Below are 21,199 nucleotides of genomic sequence, written 5' to 3' on the forward strand. Positions count from 1 at the left end.
CTGAGCAATTTGGCCTCATTAGTCTTGATATTGCTAGGTGTAGGGCTGACCATAGCCAATCAACAACGCCGATTCCAGGCAAACAGTTATCGTGATAGACGAGTCTTGTCGTTTCACTCGCTTGGGTTAAGAGCGATGGCCAAACAGGTGATGTTTACAACAGCACAGTGGCGCAACACCTTGTGCCACTGTAAACACTTGCTTAATACGACGAGTTACAACATTGAATGCGGGGACTAAATTCGTGGGGATCCCTCAGACTCAGACCCCTTTTAGGTTATTTGGCGAGGAGTCGGGCTAATGCTTGTTTTACCTTGTCGTCGCTGTGTTCCAGTGCTTGTTGCAGCGAGGCGCGGGCGCTATCCGATAAGTTGTGTTGTTTAGGATTAGCCGCTGCTTTGGCCGGAGTTTTTACCGCAGGGCGGGTAATCTGGCCGTGCGGTGATACCTCAATATCGATTCCGGCTAAATCAGGCAAGATTTTTTGCCTGAAATTGTCTAGAATGGCATCGCGCTGCATCTTTAACCGGTTAGCCCAGCCTGGCGATTGACATAAAATAACCGCCCGCCCGGCATTAATGCTCGACACCTGGCAAAAACTCAGGTGCTCCAGCTGTAAAATATGGCATAACTCGGTATTTAATTTGCGAACAAGTTCATACTGTTGCTGCATGGTTGCCAGAGAGCTCTGGCCAAACAGCTTGGTTAAATCTTCGGGTTTATGGCTATAGCGTTTCATCAACAGCTTACTTAACTGGCTTATCAGCAGGCCGGCTAAGTGTAACAGGTTTTATCGGTGCTGCCACAGTTCGCCGGGCTTGAAACTCGCCCCGGTTGGCACCATATTCTGCCAATAGCCGCTTTACCGGCAGGCAGTAACCAACAACGACAATAAATAACTGGCCTTGCCAGGGCTGCAAAGCAGTTTTAACTTAAATGGTATCTGGATAATGTTTGGAAAATTTTTCGCCAAATTAGTTGGCAGCCGTAATGACCGCTTCCTGAAGAAACAGCAGAAATATGTGAAGCAAATTAATGCCCTGGAAGCCGAATACCAGGCCTTATCCGATGAAGCCTTAAAGCAAAAAACCGCTGAGTTTAAACAGCGGGTGCAGCAGGGCGCTACGCTGGAAGATATTCTGCCCGAAGCGTTTGCCACGGTACGTGAAGCCAGTACCCGGGTATTCAAAATGCGCCACTTCGATGTGCAGTTGCTGGGCGGTATTGTGCTGCACCAGGGCCGTATTTCTGAAATGCGTACCGGTGAAGGTAAAACGCTTACCGCCACCTTACCGGCCTACCTGAACGCATTAAGCGGTAAAAGCGTCCACGTTATTACCGTTAACGACTATCTGGCGCGGCGTGATGCTGAAACTAACGAGCCGTTGTTCAGCTTCCTGGGCTTAACCGTTGGCGTTAACGTGCCGGGTTTGGCTCATCAGGCCAAACAACAGGCGTATCAGGCTGACATAACTTACGGTACCAATAACGAATTTGGTTTCGACTATTTGCGCGACAACATGGCGTTTTCGCCGCAAGACCGGGTGCAGCGCGATCTGGCCTTTGCCATTATCGATGAAGTTGACTCTATCTTAATTGACGAAGCCCGTACCCCGCTTATTATCTCTGGTCCGGCCGAAGACAGCTCAGAGCTGTACAAAAAAATTAATGTGCTGGTGCCACAGCTGGAAAAACAGGAAAAAGAAGACGAAGAGGGTAACCACGGTGATGGTCACTTTACCGTCGATGAAAAAGCCCGCCAGGTATATTTAACCGAGCAGGGCCAGCTTAAAGTTGAAGATATGCTGCGCGAAGCTGGCATGCTTAGCGAAGAAGAAACCCTGTTCTCTGCTGCCAATATTACCCTGTTGCACCATGTTTACGCCGCACTGCGGGCACACCAGTTGTTTAAGCGCGACGTTGACTACGTAGTGAAAAACGGTGAAATTGTTATCGTCGATGAGCACACCGGTCGTACTATGGAAGGCCGGCGCTGGTCTGAAGGTTTGCACCAGGCAGTAGAAGCCAAAGAAGGGGTGCGTATTCAGAACGAAAACCAGACCCTGGCTTCTATCACCTTCCAGAACTATTTCCGCTTATACAATAAACTGGCCGGTATGACAGGTACCGCCGATACTGAAGCCTTTGAATTCCAGCAAATTTATGGCCTGGAAACCATTGTAGTGCCAACCAACCGCCCTATGGTGCGTAACGATATGGCCGACCTGGTGTACTTAACCGCTGAAGATAAGTACAACGCCATTATTGAAGACATTATTAAAGCCCGCGACGCCAAACGACCGGTGCTGGTGGGTACCGCCTCTATCGAAAGCTCCGAGTACCTGTCTGGTTTATTAAATAAAGCCAAAATTAAACATCAGGTGTTAAACGCCAAGTTTCACGCCAACGAAGCGCAAATTATTGCTGATGCCGGCCGGGCCGGTACCGTTACTATTGCCACCAATATGGCCGGCCGGGGTACCGATATCGTCTTGGGCGGCAGCTTACAATCAGAAATAGCGGCGCTGGAGGATAAAACCGCCGACGCCATAGCGAAACTTACTGCTGACTGGCAAGTGCGCCACGATGAAGTTATAGCCGCTGGTGGTTTACATATTATTGGTACCGAGCGTCACGAATCGCGGCGCATCGATAACCAGCTGCGAGGCCGGTCAGGCCGGCAGGGTGATCCGGGTTCATCACGTTTTTATCTGTCGCTGGACGATGCCTTAATGCGTATTTTTGCCTCAGACCGGATGGCCGGCATGATGCGCCGCTTAGGCATGGAAAAGGGCGAAGCCATTGAACACCCATGGGTTAGCCGTGCTATAGAAAACGCCCAGCGCAAAGTAGAAGCCCGCAACTTTGATATTCGTAAGCAGTTGCTGGAATTCGATGACGTTGCCAACGACCAGCGTAAAGTGGTGTACGAACAGCGTAACGAACTGCTGGATGCTACCGACATCAGCGAAACGGTCAGTGCCATTCGCGAAGACGTAGTAGACTCAGTGATCAGCCAGTATATTCCGCCGCAATCCTTAGATGAAATGTGGGATATCCCGGGCTTAGAGCAGCGCTTAAAAGCGGATTTCGCGCTGGAACTGCCGGTAAGCAAATGGCTGGCTGATGATAAAAAGCTGTTTGAAGAAAAACTGCGCGATAAAATTCAGCAGCAATTTAACGAAGGCTATAAGCATAAAGAGCAAATGGTTGGGGTAGAGGTATTACGCCAGTTTGAAAAAGCCATTATGCTGCAAAGCCTCGACACTCACTGGAAAGAACATTTAGCCGCAATGGATCACCTGCGCCAGGGTATCAACCTGCGCGGTTACGCCCAGAAAAACCCGAAACAGGAATACAAGCGCGAAGCCTTTGAACTGTTCTCTAATATGCTGGACGAGCTGAAAACAGACGTTATCGGCATTTTAAGCCGGGTGCAGGTTAAAGCCGCAGAAGATGTGGAAGCAGTAGAAGAGCAGCGCCGCAAGGCCGATGCTGTACCACATAGCTATCAGCATCCTGAAGCGGGCCAGATGGGCGGCGCCGCACCAGCACAGGCCGCGGCAGCTGGCGCTAACGCCATGCCAACTCCGGTGGTACGCGACGGCGATAAAGTAGGCCGTAACGACCCATGCCCATGTGGCTCAGGTAAAAAATATAAACAGTGCCATGGCAAACTCAGCTAAGCCTGCGGTGGCTAATGCAACCCCAGGCCAACAAAACCCACTGCCGCAGTTACATGTGGCAGTGGGGGTTATTCTTAAGCAGCAACAGCGGCAGCAACAAGATCCGCAACAGCAAGTATTGCTGGCGCTGCGAAGCAGTAAGCAGCATCAGGGTGGCAAATGGGAATTTCCCGGCGGCAAAGTCGAGCAGGCTGAAACCGTGCAAGCTGCGTTGCATCGCGAGCTAAAAGAAGAACTGGCCATCACGGTAACTGACGCTCAGCCTTTTATGCTGCTCAATTACAGCTACCCTGAGCGACAGGTTAAACTGGATATCTGGCTGGTAACCGGGTTCAGTGGTGAACCGGCAGGGCTGGAAGGCCAGCCGCTGCAATGGGTTAATATCAGCGACTTAGCCAACATTACCTTTCCCGACGCCAACCAGCCAATAGTTGAACGCTTACAAAAACAGTTTGCCAGGGCGTGCCCTAATTTTTAAAAAACTGATTATCCTGAGCAATAAATTCCTGCTCCAGCTCTGCCAGATACTCTTCTGATAAATCGGCATCTATCGGTGCTTTATCCGGTATCCGGTGGTTCTCGGCAGCCCAGTCACCTAAATCAATTAATTTGCAACGCTCAGAGCAAAATGGCCGGAACGCTGAACTGGCATCCCAGATAACCTTGGTGTCGCAAGTGGGGCATTTAACGGTAGTTGGCATAAGAATCCTTAACAACAAGCCAGTTGAAATTGCTGTGATTTAGCGGCTGCGCTGCGGGCGCTGTCGGCATCCAGTTGCATAAAGCGAATAGCATAGCGGTACTTATTGCCACTAACAGTGGGGTAGGTGCCTTCGCCGGCCGGGTACTTAATCCGCAGCAATTCATACTGCTCAGCATTTTGCTGGTAAAACCCATTGTCGGCCAGCACATCCTGGTAATGGCTGCGCTCCCTTATAAAGGTTAATACATAACTAATAGCCTGCTCTGCCAGTGCCACCTGCTGCAGCCAGTCTTCTGCCTGCGCCTGGCGCTCGGCCAGCGGCAAACTAAACCAGTATTGCAGCTGCGGTATATCAAAGTAACAGCAACCACCTGGAATGCTAAAGCGCTGGCGCAGCGGCGCTAAAAAGTTATCGTCTTTCAGGCCGCCGAGTAACTTGCCACTGCGTAGCAGCTCAGACTGCATCCGCACAGCGGCCTGCAGCATAGTTTGTAATTTAGTATCCGACACCGACGGATGCTGCGACCACACTACCAACTGGCTTTCACAGCGTTCAATATCTTTAATTAAATCGGGCCGCACATCATTGCGGTCCATTACTTCAATTAACGCAAACAGGCTGGTAAAAAAACTTTGCTGCTGGTTTTCATCGGCCAGTGCCAACTGGCTCTGTACCTGCCGGAATAAAAACTCCAGCCGCAAATAAGTGCGGATTTTCTCGTTAAGCGGATGCTCGTAAATAATGTCGGTGGTGTTCGTCATAAGAACAATTGGCCTGTTTTAAACTTAACCGAACCTGCGCGCCCGGTTATCTTTGCATGTACTTGTCGATCCTGCGCCAGCTTTACATTCTTTGCCAAATCTAAACTCTTTGCCAAATTTTAACGCTTTGCCAAATCTTAACGCTTTGCCAAATCTAAATAGCGCTGATGTAACTGCAAAACCTGCTGCTGCAGCATAGCGGTGTCGCCGCCGCTGGCAAAATCAGTATTGTTATCAATAATATCATCAGCTAAGGCTAAGCGCTCAGGCCGGCTGATCTGGCTGGCAATAATCGCCTGCACCTGCTCTGCACTGGCCCCCGCACTTACCCCATCGCGGCTTAGAGTACGGCTTAGCTGGTTTCGTTCAGTAATATCTACCACTAATACCCGGTTAACCAGGCTATTCAGCTTATTTTCCAGCAGCAGCGGCGCAATTAACAGCACATAAGGCGCCGGCGGCAGCTGTGCTAACTGGCTTAACATTTCGGTACGAATGGCCGGGTGCATTACGCTATCCAGCCACTGTTTTGCTGTCGGGTCGTTAAATATTAACTGGCGTAGCAACGGCCGGTTTAGGGTGTGTTCCGCAGTTAACAGCTGTGACCCGAAATGGGCCGTTATTTTTGCCAGTAACGGGCTGCCTTTAGCCACTATTTGCCGCGCTACTATATCGGCATCTACCGAGGGGATCCCAAGCTGGTTAAACAAGCGGGCTACGGTCGACTTACCCGAACCAATACCGCCGGTTAAACCAACAATAAAGCGCTGCTTACTGTTCTGGGAGCTGCTGGCCGGGGTGCTGCTATCAGCCACTTTCTTAATAAGGCCCAAGGTAGTTTAAATAGGCGTTGGTAAGTTGTTCACCCCATAGTAAGGCAATAAAACCGGCTGCGGCAATGTAAGGGCCAAACGGTATCGGCGTGGCCTTATCGCGGCCCTGAATAGCCAGCATGCTGGCACCAATCACCGCACCTACTACCGACGATAATAAAATAATCAGCGGCAGCTGTTGCCAGCCCAGCAGGGCACCAAAAATCGCCAGCAGTTTAAAATCGCCATAGCCCATGCCTTCCTTACCGGTTAGCAGTTTAAAGCCCCAGTACACCAGCCATAAACTCAGGTAACCGGCAGCGGCGCCAATAATAGCTTGTGAAGAATTAACTAAGGCTGAATCAGTCAGGCTAAATACCAGGGCCAGCCATAGCAGCGGCAGGGTAAGGCTGTCGGGTAACAGCATGGTATCAATATCAATAAAGCTAAGCGCTATTAAGCCCCAGGTGAAAAAAATCAGCACCAGCGCCAGCATGCCAAAGCCATATTGCCAGGCCACCAGGCCCGACATCACCGCCGTTAGCGCTTCTACCGCCGGGTAGCGGCTGCTTATGGGGGTTTTGCAATGGCGGCAGCGGCCTTTTAATAACAACCAGCTAATTACCGGAATATTATCGCGCGCCGCTATTGGTGTATTACATTTCGGGCAAGCCGAGCGCGGTACCGCCAGGTTAAAGCGCTCCGGCGTCGTCGTATTGGCCGTAGCGGAAGCAGCAGCGCTCGCATCCGGTTGAAAATACGCCTGATACTCCTGCTGCCATTCCCGCTCCATCATTTTCGGCAGCCGGTACACCAGCACATTTAAAAAGCTGCCAATCAGTAAACTAACCAGCACCACTAAGCTGATAAACAGGCCGTTATGCTGGCCTAAATAGCTGGCGACCTCGGCCATTATACAATCGCGCCCATAGCAAATATCGGCAGATACATGGCAATAATTAAGCCGCCGATTACCACCCCAAGCACCGCCATAATCATCGGCTCTAACAGTGCCGTTAAGCCATCTACCGCATCATCTACTTCCTGCTCATAGATATTGGCTACTTTTTCCAGCATGCCATCCAGGGCACCGGACTCTTCGCCAATCGACACCATTTGCACCACCATTTCCGGAAATTGTTTGGTTTGCTTCATCGCCAGATACATCTGAGTACCGGACGATACCTCTTCCCGGATATACATAATGGCATTACGGTATATTTCATTACCGGAAGCGCCGGCCGCTGATTCTAATGCCTCTATTAACGGTACCCCGGCCGCAAAGGTAGTCGACAGGGTGCGGGCAAAGCGGGCTACCGCCGCTTTATTTAAAATATTACCAATAACCGGCGCTTTTAAAATCATGGCATCGGCTCTGGTACGGAATTTTAAACTATTAGCATAGGCTTTTTTCACCACATAACCAAAGGCAATCAGCCCAAACAATACCACCCACCAGTATTGTTGCATTAATTCGGAAACGCCCAGCACAAACAAGGTAAAGGCGGGTAGCTGAGCGCCAAAGCCGGCAAAAATTTCGGCAAATTGTGGCACTACAAAAATCAGCAAGATAGAGGTCACAATAGCGGCTACTACTAATACGGCCACCGGGTAAAACATGGCTTTTTTAATTTTCGATTTTAGTGCTTCAGCCTTTTCTTTATAAATGGCTATCCGGTCGAAAATCCGGTCCAGCGCACCGGACTGCTCGCCTGATTTTACTAAATCGCAATATAGCTCATCAAAATACTTCGGGTGCTCGCGCAGCACTTCTGACAGTGGCAAACCGGCCTGAATTTTCACCGAAATTTTCTGCATTAAAGTGCCAAGGCTTTTATTGTCAGAACCATTGGCAATTAAGTCGACACTTTGTACCAGCGGTACCCCGGCGCCGAGCATGGTAGCAATCTGGCGGGTTACCACCGCAATATCAGCCGCAGTTATTTTGCGTTCACTGCTAAACAGTGATTTCGGTTTGCGTTTTACCCGGGACGGGGTGATACCCTGCTGCCGCAACAGGGCTTTAACTTCAGCAATACTATTGCCTTTTAGCTCACCATCGGCTTTTTTACCGCGGCGGTTTACCCCTTTATATTGGTAAATTTCCAGCTCTTTAATTTTAAATTTTTGTGCCTGAGCCATACTGTTTATCCTGTTGTGGCGTTATTGCGCCCAATGTTAAATTCAGCTTATTAGGTATTCGGTCGCCGAAGAAAAATGTCACTTGTCACTTGTCACTTGTCACTTGTCACTTGTCACCCGTCACCCGTCACCTGTCACCCGTCACCTGTTACCTGTCGCAAGAGCTAGCCCTTAGTCACCCGGTTTACTTCGGCTAAACTGGTTACCCCGGCTGCGGCTTTAATTAGCCCCGACTGGCGCAAACTATTAATCCCTTCTTTTGCCGCCTGGGTGGCAATATCCAGCGAGTTACCATCGGCCATAATAATATCGGCCATTTTAGCGCTTATTGGCATCACTTCGTAAATACCGACCCGGCCTTTATAACCATTGGTGCAGTGATCACACCCCACCGGTTTAAATATAGTAATGCTGCTTAACTGATCTTCGGTAAAGCCCTGGCGCAGTAATTCCTGTTCGGGAAGCTTCTCTGCTGCCTTACATTGCGGGCATAAACGCCGGGCCAGGCGCTGGGCAATAATCAAACTTACCGAGCTTGCCACGTTATAGGCCGGTACGCCCATATTAAGTAAGCGGGTTAAGGTTTCGGGGGCCGAGTTAGTGTGCAGCGTAGATAATACCAGGTGGCCGGTTTGCGCCGCTTTAATCGCTATTTCGGCAGTTTCTAAATCCCGGATCTCACCTACCATTACTACATCAGGGTCTTGTCGTAAAAACGATTTCAGCGCTGTAGCAAAGGTAAGGCCAGCCCGTGGGTTTACCTGCACCTGGTTAATCCCGGTTAAGTTAATTTCTACCGGATCTTCGGCGGTGGAAATATTAGTTTCGCTGGTATTAAGTATTGCCAGGCCGGTATACAGTGATACTGTTTTACCGCTACCAGTGGGGCCGGTTACTAAAATCATGCCTTGCGGCTGGGCCAGTGCCGCTAAATAGCGCTGCTTCTGAATATCTTCATAGCCTAATACATCAATCCCCAGCATGGCGCTGTCGGAATCGAGAATACGCATTACAATTTTTTCGCCCCATAAGGTCGGCAAGCTGCTTACCCGGAAGTCGATAGATTTTTTGGCAGAAAGTTTAAGTTTAATCCGGCCATCCTGTGGTACCCGTTTTTCGGCAATGTCGAGCCGCGACATTACCTTTAACCGCGCCGATAAACGACTGGCTAGCGCTACCGGTGGGTTGGCCACTTCGTTTAAAATGCCGTCGATGCGAAAGCGAATGCGGTACAGTTTTTCATAAGGTTCAAAGTGTAAATCCGAGGCGCCTTTGCGAATGGCATCCAGCAGCATTTTATTAATAAAGGCAATAATTGGCTGGTCGTCTTTATCGGGCTGAACTCCGCTATTGTCTTCTTCTTCCTCGACAATGCCCATGGAACCTAAGTCCCAGTCGGCGGCATCGCCCGCCAGGTTAAAGCTGCTATCAAACAGTTTTTCTATTAACTTTTGCAGCTTATCAAATTCAACCACTACTACTTCGGCATTTAAGCCGGTATTAAATTCAAAATCTTCTATCGCTGCAATATTGGTTGGGTCAACTACTGCCAGGTACATAGTGCGGCCACGCTTCGACAGTGGCAGCATATCGTTTTTGCGTACCAGCTTTTCATTGCGTAAATCTTCCGGTACCGACTCCAGATCATAGTAATCGAGGTCAATACTGAGCGCCGAGCTTACCTGAGCCGCCAGTTCGGCCAGCCGGGCTGAGCCAATCAGTTTTTCATTAATTAACAGCTCGGGCAGGGTACGGTAATTGCCGCTTTTTTCGCTAATCGCTTTAGTGGCCTTATCGCTATCGATAATACCTTGCTGCAGCAAGCGCTTTAATAAGGTGGAATTTGCATTAACCGCCATACCGCGTAGTTATCCTAAGATGCTATAAATTTTGCTTGAATCTGTTGATTATGCCAGCATTTAGCGGTTATTCAAGTTTATAGTGGGGATATGCATAATGAGTTAATCTTGTAGGTGTCTTGTGCAAGAGAAAATAAAAACCAGCAGTAAATGCTGGTTTTTCATGTAAATAATTATGTCGAAGCTTTTAGCTTATGAGCGGCATTCAGCTGGACGATATTTTTGTATCAGAGAGCCTGTATCACATGCCCATGTAATAGTGTTAGGTGGGATAGTACCTGATACTAAAGCGGCGCCTCCAGATTGTGGAACGAAAATTAAAGTACCATTACCAGCTGTTGTACCATAAGTTACAGTAATTTGACCGTTACCACCGTCCACTGCAACAGAAGTTACGTTATCAGTCCCGGTTGGTGCCGAAAAGCCTAAGTTTAATGCAGAACCGTTAGCGGCGTTCTCGGCTACTAAAGATTTTGCTGACGCTGCTGCAACTAAACCTTCGCTTACGCGAGCACGAACCGTGTAGTCTTGATAAGCAGGCAATGCTACTGCTGCTAAAATACCGATAATCGCTACCACGATCATTAATTCAATCAAGGTAAAACCTTGTTGTTTGGCACGTTGTAAATTAATCATTGTTACATCTCCTGAGGATTTATTTAGCCGTTGGGCTACTGTCTATTTTGGTTATTTTTCGAAGTAGCGCAAGCTAATTGTTAATAAATGCATGAAAAATATCTAAGCCATTATCAATATTAGAAAAATAAATTTTTGACGGCGCTTGTTAGCGTTATTTTTTATAGTACAAAGGTATTAGTTTTAGGTTCAAATTTGGGAAAAACCCCAAAATTTAACCGCAGGATCCTGTGGATTGATCGTAGCGCCCACCTAAGAACCGGCAAATTTCAGCCAGAGCTGATAATCAGAACACGCCATAAAACCCGGCCATTTTCTGTAATAAATTGGGTCAGAACACAGTGAACTTATAAAGGGGGTAAAGCACAAATCCCCCTGTGGTCCCCCTTTATTAAAGTGGGACGGGTAGTGAGAAATTCTGCGGCCGGGTTTTTTTGTCAGGGAGCTTAGGGCCACTGTTGAGCTGCGTGCAATATTCTTAAAATTAAAACTTCAGTATCAGATGCTGTATAAATAACAATGTAGTTTGGATGAACGACCATCTCGCGGGTGCCTTCTACTCTGCCGCTGCGGTATAGCTCAGGTTGTGTTGCCAGCATTAGCGTTTTTGTTTCAATCAGATCTTTAAGCTGTTGAGCGGCTGAAATATTATCGTCAGCAATAAATTCGACAATAGCGAGCAGGTCTGCTTTTGCGGCTGGTTTCCAGCTAAGCGTCCGCATTTCGTTTGCGATCTATTAATAGCTGAATGTCACTCATTACCTCTGCGTGGGGTAACCCCTCTGCAGGATCATTCAAAGCTTCATGCACTTTGGCTTTAAACCAAGCATCATATGCACTTGCATCAGCGACCAGGCCAGCAGGTAAACCACCTTCTTTTGAGATACGAGTGAGTAAAATACGAACCGCATCTGACACTGTTAAACCAACATCTGCCAGCTTTGCCGCGGCATCTGCTTTTAATTCGTTGTCTACCCGGACGTGTAACATTGAAGTCGCCATTATTCGCACCTACATTGTTTTATAACATTACCCGGCAAGTTTGTATCTCAATTGAGATTTTGTCAAATCAGAGTATAAATTTGGGTTGGAGCTAATCCCCCTGTAGTTCTCGTTTACTAAAGTGGGACGGGTTAGTTTTCAAAGAGGGGGGATACTTGGTGATGGTGGCGACTCGGCAGTTTAAATTAGCTTGCGGTCGGTAAGTGTTGTAGTAAGCGCAGTGGCAAATTCTAGTAGCAGTGGCATAAAGTGGTGCGCACTGTTAACTGCTTCGGCCAGGATGGTTGGATCTTTCTAACGTAGCCAACAGCCGGGCATCAAGGGGTTGACTGAAAAGCCTGCTGGTAGTTTGCTGTAAGTACTTACTTTCTTTGCCAATCACTCTTACCAGAAATTGCAAACGCAGGGTGTTGTCATTTGTCATAGCGTGATGCCCCGGGCAGCGATAGCGTGAATTGGGGTGGCTGTGAGGTTAGGAGCACTAACAATGACATCTATTTTTTGCAAACCCAAAGCCCGCATTAACCTTGCCTCCAGGGTAGCGCTGGCCATTACGGCATCTGTTACCGGATGCGATAGTTCTACCAGCAGGTCTATATCGCCGCCACGACCATCGTCGTCGGTTCGGGAGCCAAATAATTTAACACAAGCAGCCGGACCAAAAATCTCTTTGGTTATCGCTGATATGGTATCTGCCTGTTGTTGACTAAGACGCATAAAATAGCTGCCTGTTGTAACTTTTGCTTAATGAACGGGTTAACTAAAAAAGAGTGTAGCAAAGCCGGGCTTTTAAGCACAGGTTTCTTACTCATCATACTTATGGGCGCTAAACAGCTGTTGGGCGGCCAGCCAGACATCGCCGACTTCGCCGGTGCCTACCGTATGCTGGTTTACTTTTAAAACCGGTGCGATTTTATTAGACCACTACAGACGGCTTAGTTTCTCCTCCTTGGCAAGGAGGGGTTGGGGGAAATCGGTGTTAGTTGTTATCAATTTGCATGTTATTTGGTATCGTCTATAATACCAGTAAACGTAAGCACGCCCTCAACTATGCATAAAATTGTGATTGATACCAATATCCTGGTGGCGGCCCTTCGTTCAAAGCAAGGGGCTTCTTATAAACTGTTATCAGAGCTAACCAAGGGCTGGTTTAAGCCCGCTGTATCAGTACCTTTGTTTTTAGAATATGAAGCCGTGTTAAAACGACCTGGTTTGATCCCAAACCTTACGGCAGTAGATATTGATAACATACTTAATTATATGCTGAGCAGGGCAACCTTACTCCAGATTTTTTATTTATGGCGCCCTTGCCTGAAAGACCCGCAGGACGATATGGTGTTGGAGCTTGCGGTACAATCACAAAGCCGGTTTATTGTTACGTTTAATATAAAAGACTTCAGAAAAAGTGAGCTGTTTGGCATTACAGCGATAACGCCGCAACAGTTTTTAGCCCTTAACAGGAGTGAAATATGAGTACGCTTAGTTTACGCTTGCCTGACTCCTTGCATCAACAGGTGAAGGCGCTGGCCAAAAAAGACGGTGTCTCTATTAATCAGTTTGTCTCTTCTGCTGTTGCAGAGAAAATGACCGCATTACTAACGGAGGAGTATTTGTTAGCGCGGCAGCAGCAAGGAAACGAGCGGGCATTTTTGCAGGCTATGGATAAGGTAGCTGAAACCGAGCCTGCAAAATATGACAGAGTAAAATAGCAAATCCCCCTGTGGTCCCCCTTTACTAAAGTGGGACGGGTTAGTTTCCCGTCTTTAACAAAGAGAGGCAGGGCGAAGGAGTGAGAGACAGGTCACTCATCATACTTATAGGCGCTAAACAGCTGTTGCGCGGCCAGCCAGACATCGCCGACTTCGCCGGTGCCTACGGTATGCTCGTTTACTTTTAAAACCGGTGCGATTTCTTTGCTGGAGCTGGTAAGCCAGATTTCATCAGCGGCGAACACTTCCTGCTCAGAAATATCGCGTTCTTCTATCCGCATATTGCTGTGCTTGCGCAAAATGTTCAGCAGTAATAAGCGGGTGATACCGGGTAACAGCTTATTGCTAAGCGGCGGGGTGGCGATAACGCCGTCTTTTATCACAAACACATTTACGGCAGCGCCCTCGGTTAAATTGCCGTCTTTATCAAACAGCAGAATTTCCTGGGCGCCACTGGCGTAGCCTTGCTGATAATGCAGCACATTACCGAGCAACGAGGTAGATTTAATATGGCAGCGCTGCCAGCGTAAATCCTGGCCGGTTACCACGTTATACGTAGTGGCTTTGCTTTTATCGGCCAGCGGTTCGGCGGCGATTGGGAAAGCGTAGGCAAACACGGTAGCTTTGATATTGGCCGGAAAGGCATGGTTGCGTTTGGTGTCGGTGCCGCGACTTACCTGAATATAAACTGCCTGATTGTCGCCATTAGTAGCATGGTTGTCAGTAAGCAGGCGCTGACAAATGGCTTGCCAGTCGGCCAGGTTCAGGCCCGGATCGATAGACAGCTGGGCTAAGCCATCCTGCATGCGGGCGATATGCGGCTTAAAGCCGACAAAGCGGCCATTATAGCTGGGGATAACTTCGTAAATGCCGTCGCCGAATAAAAAACCGCGATCCATTGGCGAGATTTTCGCTTCGCTGGCCGGTATAAAATCACCATTTAAATACACTATGCTCATGCTGTTCTCACTTTAAAAACGGTTTTTTGGAACCTGATATAAACTATTTAAAACGAATCGATTTGCCCTAAGCCAACCGTTGAAGCCCTGGACGGGCGGAAACGAGCCTACAGGGACGTATTTACGGCGTGTTGGCGTGGGCAACTCGATTTGGTTTTACCACGAAACTTTTACCACTCAAGTTCACAACAACTCGCGTAATTCACTAATCAGTTGCTCGCCCTCGGTATGCGCCAGGCCATCTTCGGTTAAGGTATTTAACCGGGTTACGCCATCGACACTGCCGTGGGCTGATAAAAATTGCAAAATGGCCAAAGGGTTAGCGTCTGCCAGTAAGTTGCGGCCCTGCAGTACTGACACCATGGCAATAATACCCCAGGCTGCCCAGTTAGACACGTCGGCTACCACCAGTTCGTCGCATTCCGTGATTGCCGGGGTAATATTTAGCTGGCCCAGAAACTTTGCCATATTGCCCATGCCAATTTCGTTGCCGCCATCGCCAATACCAATAGTGGGGCAGCTGGCCAGGCTTAAAAAATGGTCGAAACTGGCGCAGCGTTCGGTAATATCTTCGCCGCGCATATTGGCGTAGCGGCCGTCGGCAGTAAAACCGGGCCGTTCAATCGAAATAATTAACTGCGGTTGCAGCTGTGCCAGCGCAGCCGCCGCAATAGCCGGCAGGTTTTGCTGCTGATTAACGCTAATTTGATAAGTGCGATAACGGCTGGCCAGCACGCTGCATAACGGATTGCCACTCACCAGCACCGGTTTAGCCCCCAGTTGCTGTAGCAGTTGATACAGGGCAATAGCGCCAACCGGGCCGTCGGTTTCAAAGGTGTCGAGTACCGGAAAGCCGGTGCCAATTAATACTGTGCCCTGGCATTGGTTAATCAGCCGGGCCGCGCGCAATATATAACCGGGTTGCAGCTGTTGCTGTAACAGCTGCATACCGCGTAAATTGCGGGCTACTAATAAGTGCTCAATTTGCTGGCTAACCAGTAGCAAATCAGTTGTCATCTGCTGTTCCGTCCGGGTTTTTAATGCTAGCCATACTTAATAACAACCGCTGATAGCGGGCCTGTGCCAGCAACAGGGCATTATGCGCCTGCTGTGGGTCGGTTTTAACAAACTGTAATTGGGTGCCGGCCGGCGCCTGGGCCAGCAGCCAGCAATCAAGTGACAGCACGCTGCCTATTTTTGGATAGCCGCCGAGTGTTTGCCGGTCGTTTAACAGCACTATTGGCTGGCCGTCTGGTGGAATTTGCACTGCACCATAGCAAATACCTTCTGATAACAGGCTGGTGCTGCTGCAACTGATAGCCGGGCCGCTGAGTTTAACGCCCATCCGGTCGGCCTTAGGGGTAACGGTATAGGTATTAAGATAAAAGCGCTGGCGCTCAACACTGCTGAACAGCTGGTGCTGATAGCCTTCAACCAGCCGCAGGCTAAGGCCGTTGCTAAAATCAAAGTTTGGTTGCATAGCCGCAGCTAATTGGCGGGTTGGCAATGTTGCAGTGGCTGTCAGCGGTAGCTTATCACCCGCCTGCAACTTAGCGCCGTTCTGGTTAAGGCCACCGATCCCTTCGCGCATTACCGTGGCACTGCTGCCAAACTGCGGGGTAATATTAAAGCCACCGGCCACCGCAAGATAAGCCCGCAGGCCCTGGCTTACCATACCAAGCTCGATAATATCGCCGCTCTTTACGCTGTGGCTTTGCCACATGGCTTTGGCTGTGCCATTAACAGTCAGGGTTAAGCTGGCGCCGGTAACACAGAGGGTAGTGTTACATTGAGCCTGCAGTTGCAGGCCACCAATGCTGCATTCAATAAAGCTGGCGTTGCTGCTATTGCCTAACAGCGCGTTCGCCCAGCGTGCCGAGCCGGCATCGAGCGGGCCGCCGTTGGTTAAGCCCAGCTGGCTCTGGCCGAACCGGCCGGCATCCTGAATAAGGCTGAGTACCCCGGGGTTAAGCACTGCAAAATGGCTCATAGCTCGTCACCCATCTGGCCACCGAGGGCTAAAAACTCGGCTTTGCTAATCGCGACAAACTGCACTTCATCACCTACTGCTACCGGCATGCTGGGTTGGTTGTGCGGCTGAAACATCGGGGTGGGACATAAGCCAATTAAATTCCAGCCGCCCGGGGATACTGCCGGATATACTGCGGTTTGGCGGTCGGCGATGGCCACCGCGCCGCGCGGCACTCTGGCACGTGGGCTTTGCAGCCTGGGCATCGCCAGTTGTTCGGCCACTTCGCCCAGGTAAGCAAAGCCCGGGGCAAAGCCGATGGCATATACCCGGTATACCTGCTGCTGATGCAGCTGAATCACTTCAGCAACGCTAAGCTGTTTGGTTTTGGCAATAAGGGCCAGATCGGGGCCGCTTTGCTCGCTGTAATATACCGGTAACTCTATGCGCCGGCCCACTGGCTGCTTGCTGGCACTAAGGCTGCTTAATGCCTGTTGCAGCAATTGTTTAGCCTGAAAATGGTCACAACTAAAGGGGTTAAACACCACCATCACAGAGGCATAGGAGGGTAAGAGTTCCAGCAGGTGTGGCCCCATTGCCCGGCGGATCAGCGGCCCGGCCTGCTGCACTAAACCGGCAATATCAGCCGCCATTTTTTGCTCAAAATACACCATAACGGCGTTTTCGCTGGCGATGGTTAAGCTATAAAGTGGCTTGCTGCTGTTGATGGCTGTTTTCATGCTGATGTTCATGCCCGGGCGCGGCTTAGCAAAGCACGAATTTGCGCTACCTGTGCAATGGCGCCCGGGTTGTCGCCATGCACGCACAGGGTGTCGGCATTTAATGCCAGCCGCTGGCCGGTCGCGGTAGTCACGCTGCCGTCGTTAACCAGCTCAGTTACCTGGGCCAGCACCTCGCTGCCATGCAGCACTGCACCGTTGCTACTTCGTGGGGTAAGTTTGCCTTCATCGGTATAGCGGCGGTCGGCGAAGGCCTCAAACAACAGTTCAACCTGAAGTGCGGCCGCCTGCTCAGAGTAACGCTGGCGGTTATTATCGGCCAGCAGCATCAGTTTTAACGGTTGGTGATAGCTGGCAATGGCCTGCAATACTGCCTGCCAGACCGCGGGTTTACTCATCATATCGTTATACAGCGCACCGTGTGGTTTAACGTAGCTGAGGTTTAAACCCTGACACTGTGCCATGCCGTCCAGCGCGGCTACCTGGTAATGGATAAGATTGATTATTTCATTGTGCGAGCATTGCATGCTGCGCCGGCCAAAGCCGTTCAGATCAGGATAAGCAGGGTGGGCACCAATTTGCACCCCATGTTGTTTGGCAAGTTGCAGGGTGCGCTGCATTACGTCCGGGTCGCCGGCATGAAAGCCACAGGCAATATTGGCCTGGTCGATATAAGGCATAACCTGGCTGTCGAGACCCATGGTCCAGCTGCCGTAGCTTTCGCCTAAATCGCAATTGAGTTGCATGTTGCCTCCTGTGCTGAGCTCGCTATGGCTAGCCAGCAAAGTGGTAATTATTGCTCAGGAATAAATTATTCATGTTGTCAGGCTAATTAGCAATAGCCCGGGGCGGGGTAATACTGCAATCTTAAAATAAGAATGTATTAAACCAATAGCCTGTAAGTAGCAGGCTATTGGTTATTTATGCAGTTAAATTAGCGATAAAACGCTTCAACTTTGCCTTTCAGAGTCATTAACAACGGTTGGCCGCGGCGGTCAAGTGCTTTGGCTGCAGCGACTTTTACCCAACCTTCGCTGATGCAATATTCTTCAACGTCAAAGCGCTCTTTGCCGTTCAGCCTGATGCCAACATCATGCTGGAATACTGCTTCAACATAATGACGGCTGCGGGGATTAACAGAAAGGTGATCCGGTAATTCCGGGCGGGCAGTGTTGTCATTCGTTGTGGTATCGTTTGTGGTTGCGTCGTTCATGGCTCTGATCTATAAAAAGTTAAACGTACGCCATTGTAGGCAATGCCGGCAGTCTGCTCAATAGCGACAGCAACAAACAGGAAAAATGGCTGACATTCTGGATCTGACCCTTAATAGTTAAGCGCTAACAGTTAAGCGCTGACAGTTAAAAGACTGCTTTGCCGCGATAACAACTCTTTACAGTTCACTACAAAAAAGCATAGTTCCCAGTTCACTTTTTGGTTACAGTTGCGCGCAAATATATTAAAGGGAAATAACACAATGAGGACAGTGAGCGTAATTGCTGCCAGCCTGTTGCTGGTAGCGTGCGGCGGCGATTCAGAAAACGATGAAAATGCAAACTTATGGCAGGTATCAGTTGCCCGCAGCAGCACTGCACCACTGACCCAGGTAAGCGGTCAGCCGTTGGCCAGTTATCTGAAAAATGGTTTATATGCCCAAACTGCTGTCTCTGGCTCTACGGCCGCGCCTCCTGCAGCTCCACCTCCGCCTCCGCCGCCGGCTGTGTCAGTAACCAATTTGGTCACCGAGGGTGTGGATGAGGCAGACAGAGTGAAATTTGCGGAGCAAACCCTGTATGTCAGTGGTTTGACGCCAGATACTTATTTGCCTTATCTCAAGCGCTGGCAGCGCAATGACGATAGTAGCCTGACTGCGCTGGACGATCTGGAGCTGCCGCCGGAACTGGGGCGGGTGCATGGTTTGTATGCCAGCGGTAACCGGCTGATAGTGGTGGGAGGTGAAAGCTACCATGGTATTGGCTTTAATTTTCCGCCATCTGGCCTTGAGAAGATCAGTCCTGCCGTTTTTGTGCAGCTGTTTGAGCAGGGTAATAATGTGTATCAGTTGCAGTTTGATGGCGAACTGCTGGACAGCCGCCGCACTGTAGATGCGCTGTGGCTGGTATCTCGTTATAAACCCGAAGTAGAGGGCTTAAAGCATTACGCTGCCACAGTAGCTGACAAACAACACAATATTCAGCTGCTGGAAAGCACCCGGCTAAGTGAGTTAATGCCCAAGCGCCAACTTAACAATACTGCGGCTGAGCCATTAATTGCATCGCAACAGTGTTACCTGCCGGCAGACCGGCAAGCGAATGAAGGCAACAGCCGGATGGTAGTTGTTACCCGCATTGCCACCAGTGCTCCATATCAGACTGAAAGCAGCTGTATTATTACCCCAGTTACTGATATGTACATGTCAGCAGAACATCTGTATTTACACGGCGGCGTTTACAGTGCAACTGAGGAAAAAACGGTGCTGCATAAATTTAGCCTGGATGACGCTGCGGCGGGATATCAGGCTACTGGTGCGGTAGATGGCTATATTCAGGGCAGCCAGACTGCTTTTATGTTGCATGAAAAACAGCAATATTTGATGTTGCTGACAACCAGCTGGGGTAACAACGGACCGCTAAACCAGTTTTGGGTAATGCAGCAACAGGGTAACAGCCTGCAGACCGTGGCTAAACTGCCCAGTGCTCAGCAGCCGGAGCAGGTAATCGGTAAACCAGGCGAGGCGATTTACGGGGTAAGGTTTGTAGGTGAGCGGGCTTATGTAGTGACCTTTGAGCGTACCGATCCGTTGTACACCCTGGACATCAGCAACCCAATGCAGCCTGCGATTATTGGCGAACTGGAGATCCCGGGGTATTCGGCTTACCTGCACAGCATTAATAATAACCTGCTATGGGGGCTGGGCCAGCAAATTGAAATGGACTCTGCCGGTAACCCGTTATGGGACACTGCAGGGGCCAAGATTGCTTTGTTTGATGTAGCTGCTGACGATGCCGTGGTCCAGCAGGAACTGCTGTTTAATGCACAGTTTTCACCGCTGGAGCATCAGCACCACAGCCTGGCAACTGTGCAGCATGGCAGCATAACCAGAATGGCATTGCCGCTTAGCCGTTATTCAGCCGAGTACGGCGGCCAGATAAGTTTATTGACACTGCAAGTGGATAGTAACGGGACTATGGATAAGACAGGCGAATTGATCCCAGAGCATAGTGAATACTACAGCTCATGGGATGCCCGCAGCGTACTGGTAAATGATGATATTTACTTTATCGTCGACGATAAGGTGTATCAAAGCAACTGGCAACTGCCAGAGCAGGTTATTGGCCAGTATTAATAGCATGGCACTGGCCTGGATGGTCAGTGCATTTTAGCAATAGCGCTGGTCTGTCAGCTAAGCCCGGCCGGCAGCCTGACCTTACAACATTGCCAGCTTACTGTTTGGCACGTCTAAAACCAGCATATGGCCCGGGCTGTGGGTAATGCAAAAGTCTACTTTAGCATTAGCGATGGCTACCTGAGGCGTAACGCCGCAGGCCCAGAATACCGGTACTTCGCCTGGTTTTATGGTTACCGCATCACCAAAGTCGGGTTTATCGATATTATTGATGCCAATAGCGGCCGGGTCGCCGAAGTGCACCGGTGCGCCATGCACCTGCGGGAAACGCGAGCAGATTTGAATGGCACGAATAGCATCAGCCGGGGTCATGGGGCGCATGCTGACTACCATATCGCCGTGAAAAACGCCGGCCGGGGTGCAGCCGATAGTGGTGCGATACATAGGTACGTTTACTTTTTCAGTAATATTCCGAATTTCCAGGCCGTCGGCCAGTAACGATTCTTCAAATGAAAACGAGCAGCCAATTAAGAAGGTCACTAAATCATCCCGCCAGTAAGCACTGACATCGGTTACTTCATTGGTTAGCTTGCCGTCCCGGAAAATCCGGTATTTCGGCAAATCGCTGCGAATGTCCAGCTGCGCTGCCAGCGCCGGCATATCGGTGGCGCCTGGCATCGCGGCCATGCCCAGCAAAGGGCAGGGTTTGGGGTTGAAATGACAAAACTGCAAAAAGTCGGCAGCATATTGCTTGGGTAATATGGCCATATTGGCCTGAACAAAGCCGGGGGCTAAGCCGGAGGTGGTGCCGCTGAACCGGCCACTGCGGCACTGTTGGCGCAGATGCAACGGGCTGAAATGTTGTAACTCTGTCATT

At 49.8% G+C, this 21,199-nt stretch carries 24 protein-coding genes and 1 pseudogene; 6 read left to right on the forward strand and 19 right to left on the reverse strand.

The genetic code is table 11. From position 1 onward, the window contains the following. Nucleotides 1–240: pseudogene (locus tag H141_RS21730) on the forward strand (hypothetical protein); the annotation flags it as partial. A gap of 37 nt (nt 241–277) precedes the next feature. Here H141_RS21730 and H141_RS0105180 read toward each other — a convergent pair. Beyond that, the gene (locus tag H141_RS0105180; RefSeq protein ID WP_019675182.1) at nt 278–739 is read right to left on the reverse strand and encodes a DciA family protein; all 462 of its coding nucleotides are present in this window, start codon (nt 737–739) and stop codon (nt 278–280) included. Between the two features lie 211 nt (nt 740–950). Between H141_RS0105180 and secA the strand changes: the two genes are divergently transcribed. Next, nucleotides 951–3,686: a preprotein translocase subunit SecA gene (secA, locus tag H141_RS0105190; protein ID WP_026349244.1), complete on the forward strand. Its 2,736-nt coding sequence runs from the start codon at nt 951–953 to the stop codon at nt 3,684–3,686. After that, nucleotides 3,670–4,164: an 8-oxo-dGTP diphosphatase MutT gene (mutT, locus tag H141_RS0105195; RefSeq protein WP_019675185.1), complete on the forward strand. Its 495-nt coding sequence runs from the start codon at nt 3,670–3,672 to the stop codon at nt 4,162–4,164. Before secA ends, mutT begins: the two co-directional genes overlap by 17 nt. On the opposite strand, the gene yacG is transcribed toward mutT, so the two are convergent. From yacG to H141_RS0105250, 11 genes are all read right to left on the reverse strand, one after another. Further along, entirely contained in the window at nt 4,154–4,387 is a 234-nt protein-coding gene (gene yacG / locus H141_RS0105200; RefSeq protein ID WP_019675186.1) for a DNA gyrase inhibitor YacG, read from the reverse strand. The two genes, mutT and yacG, sit on opposite strands and share 11 nt — an antisense overlap. Nucleotides 4,388–4,395: 8 nt before the next feature. After that, nucleotides 4,396–5,151, reverse strand: coding sequence for a cell division protein ZapD (gene zapD / locus H141_RS0105205; RefSeq protein ID WP_019675187.1), 756 nt, complete (start codon nt 5,149–5,151; stop codon nt 4,396–4,398). 137 nt (nt 5,152–5,288) lie between these two features. Then, the gene (gene coaE, locus H141_RS0105210) at nt 5,289–5,966 is read right to left on the reverse strand and encodes a dephospho-CoA kinase (protein ID WP_051090375.1); all 678 of its coding nucleotides are present in this window, start codon (nt 5,964–5,966) and stop codon (nt 5,289–5,291) included. A 4-nt stretch (nt 5,967–5,970) separates the two neighbouring features. After that, nucleotides 5,971–6,876 (reverse strand): prepilin peptidase, encoded by a 906-nt coding sequence (locus H141_RS0105215; protein ID WP_019675189.1) that lies wholly within the window; start codon nt 6,874–6,876, stop codon nt 5,971–5,973. Continuing rightward, nucleotides 6,876–8,105, reverse strand: coding sequence for a type II secretion system F family protein (locus H141_RS0105220; protein ID WP_019675190.1), 1,230 nt, complete (start codon nt 8,103–8,105; stop codon nt 6,876–6,878). Before H141_RS0105220 ends, H141_RS0105215 begins: the two co-directional genes overlap by 1 nt. A 164-nt stretch (nt 8,106–8,269) precedes the next feature. Then, nucleotides 8,270–9,964 carry a type IV-A pilus assembly ATPase PilB gene (gene pilB, locus H141_RS0105225; RefSeq protein WP_019675191.1) on the reverse strand — a complete coding sequence of 565 codons (1,695 nt, stop codon included), beginning with the start codon at nt 9,962–9,964 and terminating at the stop codon, nt 8,270–8,272. Between the two features lie 192 nt (nt 9,965–10,156). Continuing rightward, nucleotides 10,157–10,600 carry a pilin gene (locus H141_RS21995; protein ID WP_019675192.1) on the reverse strand — a complete coding sequence of 148 codons (444 nt, stop codon included), beginning with the start codon at nt 10,598–10,600 and terminating at the stop codon, nt 10,157–10,159. A 446-nt stretch (nt 10,601–11,046) separates the two neighbouring features. Continuing rightward, nucleotides 11,047–11,322, reverse strand: a complete 276-nt coding sequence (locus H141_RS0105235) for a type II toxin-antitoxin system RelE/ParE family toxin (protein WP_019675193.1) — start codon at nt 11,320–11,322, stop codon at nt 11,047–11,049. After that, complete coding sequence (locus tag H141_RS0105240; protein WP_026349247.1) at nt 11,309–11,602, reverse strand: type II toxin-antitoxin system RelB/DinJ family antitoxin; 294 nt, start codon at nt 11,600–11,602, stop codon at nt 11,309–11,311. Before H141_RS0105240 ends, H141_RS0105235 begins: the two co-directional genes overlap by 14 nt. Before the next feature lie 262 nt (nt 11,603–11,864). Continuing rightward, nucleotides 11,865–12,026 carry a hypothetical protein gene (locus tag H141_RS21400; RefSeq protein WP_019675195.1) on the reverse strand — a complete coding sequence of 54 codons (162 nt, stop codon included), beginning with the start codon at nt 12,024–12,026 and terminating at the stop codon, nt 11,865–11,867. Further along, a complete protein-coding gene (locus H141_RS0105250) occupies nt 12,023–12,319 on the reverse strand; it encodes a hypothetical protein (protein WP_019675196.1) in 297 nt (98 codons plus the stop codon). The genes H141_RS21400 and H141_RS0105250 overlap by 4 nt, the downstream gene beginning before the upstream one ends. A 333-nt stretch (nt 12,320–12,652) precedes the next feature. Between H141_RS0105250 and H141_RS0105260 the strand changes: the two genes are divergently transcribed. After that, on the forward strand, nt 12,653–13,075 hold the full coding sequence (locus H141_RS0105260; RefSeq protein ID WP_019675198.1) for a putative toxin-antitoxin system toxin component, PIN family: 423 nt from the start codon (nt 12,653–12,655) through the stop codon (nt 13,073–13,075). Continuing rightward, a complete protein-coding gene (locus H141_RS0105265) occupies nt 13,072–13,311 on the forward strand; it encodes a YlcI/YnfO family protein (protein WP_019675199.1) in 240 nt (79 codons plus the stop codon). The genes H141_RS0105260 and H141_RS0105265 overlap by 4 nt, the downstream gene beginning before the upstream one ends. Before the next feature lie 92 nt (nt 13,312–13,403). Here the strand turns inward: H141_RS0105265 and H141_RS0105270 are convergent, their stop codons facing one another. The 6 genes from H141_RS0105270 to H141_RS0105295 form a co-directional block, all read right to left on the reverse strand. Next, on the reverse strand, nt 13,404–14,270 hold the full coding sequence (locus H141_RS0105270; RefSeq protein WP_026349248.1) for a D-amino acid aminotransferase: 867 nt from the start codon (nt 14,268–14,270) through the stop codon (nt 13,404–13,406). 183 nt (nt 14,271–14,453) lie between these two features. Beyond that, nucleotides 14,454–15,287: a glutamate cyclase domain-containing protein gene (locus tag H141_RS0105275; protein ID WP_019675201.1), complete on the reverse strand. Its 834-nt coding sequence runs from the start codon at nt 15,285–15,287 to the stop codon at nt 14,454–14,456. After that, nucleotides 15,277–16,260, reverse strand: a complete 984-nt coding sequence (locus H141_RS0105280; protein ID WP_019675202.1) for a 5-oxoprolinase subunit C family protein — start codon at nt 16,258–16,260, stop codon at nt 15,277–15,279. The genes H141_RS0105275 and H141_RS0105280 overlap by 11 nt, the downstream gene beginning before the upstream one ends. After that, a complete protein-coding gene (gene pxpB, locus H141_RS0105285; protein WP_033425401.1) occupies nt 16,257–16,979 on the reverse strand; it encodes a 5-oxoprolinase subunit PxpB in 723 nt (240 codons plus the stop codon). The genes H141_RS0105280 and pxpB overlap by 4 nt, the downstream gene beginning before the upstream one ends. 8 nt (nt 16,980–16,987) lie before the next feature. Then, nucleotides 16,988–17,725, reverse strand: a complete 738-nt coding sequence (locus H141_RS0105290; RefSeq protein ID WP_019675204.1) for a 5-oxoprolinase subunit PxpA — start codon at nt 17,723–17,725, stop codon at nt 16,988–16,990. A 188-nt stretch (nt 17,726–17,913) separates the two neighbouring features. After that, nucleotides 17,914–18,192, reverse strand: coding sequence for a DUF3297 family protein (locus tag H141_RS0105295; protein ID WP_019675205.1), 279 nt, complete (start codon nt 18,190–18,192; stop codon nt 17,914–17,916). Between the two features lie 261 nt (nt 18,193–18,453). Between H141_RS0105295 and H141_RS0105300 the strand changes: the two genes are divergently transcribed. Beyond that, complete coding sequence (locus H141_RS0105300; RefSeq protein WP_033425398.1) at nt 18,454–20,322, forward strand: beta-propeller domain-containing protein; 1,869 nt, start codon at nt 18,454–18,456, stop codon at nt 20,320–20,322. A gap of 81 nt (nt 20,323–20,403) precedes the next feature. Here H141_RS0105300 and H141_RS0105305 read toward each other — a convergent pair whose 3' ends face one another. Next, nucleotides 20,404–21,198: a putative hydro-lyase gene (locus H141_RS0105305; RefSeq protein ID WP_019675207.1), complete on the reverse strand. Its 795-nt coding sequence runs from the start codon at nt 21,196–21,198 to the stop codon at nt 20,404–20,406. Between the last annotated feature and the right edge of the window lies 1 nt (nt 21,199).

This window comes from Arsukibacterium perlucidum DSM 18276 (assembly GCF_000382165.1).
Taxonomy (GTDB): Bacteria; Pseudomonadota; Gammaproteobacteria; order Enterobacterales; family Alteromonadaceae; genus Alishewanella; species Alishewanella perlucidum.

What these genes read in the sequence shown, in the direction of transcription:
- H141_RS0105250 (WP_019675196.1), bottom strand. Translation starts at nt 12,319, where the DNA reads ATGCGTCTTAGTCAACAACAGGCAGATACCATATCAGCGATAACCAAA.
- H141_RS0105220 (WP_019675190.1), bottom strand. Translation starts at nt 8,105, where the DNA reads ATGGCTCAGGCACAAAAATTTAAAATTAAAGAGCTGGAAATTTACCAA.
- H141_RS21400 (WP_019675195.1), bottom strand. Translation starts at nt 12,026, where the DNA reads ATGACAAATGACAACACCCTGCGTTTGCAATTTCTGGTAAGAGTGATT.
- H141_RS0105260 (WP_019675198.1), top strand. Translation starts at nt 12,653, where the DNA reads ATGCATAAAATTGTGATTGATACCAATATCCTGGTGGCGGCCCTTCGT.
- H141_RS0105240 (WP_026349247.1), bottom strand. Translation starts at nt 11,602, where the DNA reads ATGGCGACTTCAATGTTACACGTCCGGGTAGACAACGAATTAAAAGCA.
- H141_RS0105270 (WP_026349248.1), bottom strand. Translation starts at nt 14,270, where the DNA reads ATGAGCATAGTGTATTTAAATGGTGATTTTATACCGGCCAGCGAAGCG.
- pilB (WP_019675191.1), bottom strand. Translation starts at nt 9,964, where the DNA reads ATGGCGGTTAATGCAAATTCCACCTTATTAAAGCGCTTGCTGCAGCAA.
- secA (WP_026349244.1), top strand. Translation starts at nt 951, where the DNA reads ATGTTTGGAAAATTTTTCGCCAAATTAGTTGGCAGCCGTAATGACCGC.
- H141_RS0105235 (WP_019675193.1), bottom strand. Translation starts at nt 11,322, where the DNA reads ATGCGGACGCTTAGCTGGAAACCAGCCGCAAAAGCAGACCTGCTCGCT.
- H141_RS0105295 (WP_019675205.1), bottom strand. Translation starts at nt 18,192, where the DNA reads ATGAACGACGCAACCACAAACGATACCACAACGAATGACAACACTGCC.
- H141_RS0105300 (WP_033425398.1), top strand. Translation starts at nt 18,454, where the DNA reads ATGAGGACAGTGAGCGTAATTGCTGCCAGCCTGTTGCTGGTAGCGTGC.
- mutT (WP_019675185.1), top strand. Translation starts at nt 3,670, where the DNA reads ATGGCAAACTCAGCTAAGCCTGCGGTGGCTAATGCAACCCCAGGCCAA.
- H141_RS21995 (WP_019675192.1), bottom strand. Translation starts at nt 10,600, where the DNA reads ATGATTAATTTACAACGTGCCAAACAACAAGGTTTTACCTTGATTGAA.
- H141_RS0105290 (WP_019675204.1), bottom strand. Translation starts at nt 17,725, where the DNA reads ATGCAACTCAATTGCGATTTAGGCGAAAGCTACGGCAGCTGGACCATG.
- yacG (WP_019675186.1), bottom strand. Translation starts at nt 4,387, where the DNA reads ATGCCAACTACCGTTAAATGCCCCACTTGCGACACCAAGGTTATCTGG.
- H141_RS0105305 (WP_019675207.1), bottom strand. Translation starts at nt 21,198, where the DNA reads ATGACAGAGTTACAACATTTCAGCCCGTTGCATCTGCGCCAACAGTGC.
- H141_RS0105180 (WP_019675182.1), bottom strand. Translation starts at nt 739, where the DNA reads ATGAAACGCTATAGCCATAAACCCGAAGATTTAACCAAGCTGTTTGGC.
- zapD (WP_019675187.1), bottom strand. Translation starts at nt 5,151, where the DNA reads ATGACGAACACCACCGACATTATTTACGAGCATCCGCTTAACGAGAAA.
- pxpB (WP_033425401.1), bottom strand. Translation starts at nt 16,979, where the DNA reads ATGAAAACAGCCATCAACAGCAGCAAGCCACTTTATAGCTTAACCATC.
- H141_RS0105275 (WP_019675201.1), bottom strand. Translation starts at nt 15,287, where the DNA reads ATGACAACTGATTTGCTACTGGTTAGCCAGCAAATTGAGCACTTATTA.
- H141_RS0105280 (WP_019675202.1), bottom strand. Translation starts at nt 16,260, where the DNA reads ATGAGCCATTTTGCAGTGCTTAACCCCGGGGTACTCAGCCTTATTCAG.
- H141_RS0105265 (WP_019675199.1), top strand. Translation starts at nt 13,072, where the DNA reads ATGAGTACGCTTAGTTTACGCTTGCCTGACTCCTTGCATCAACAGGTG.
- H141_RS0105215 (WP_019675189.1), bottom strand. Translation starts at nt 6,876, where the DNA reads ATGGCCGAGGTCGCCAGCTATTTAGGCCAGCATAACGGCCTGTTTATC.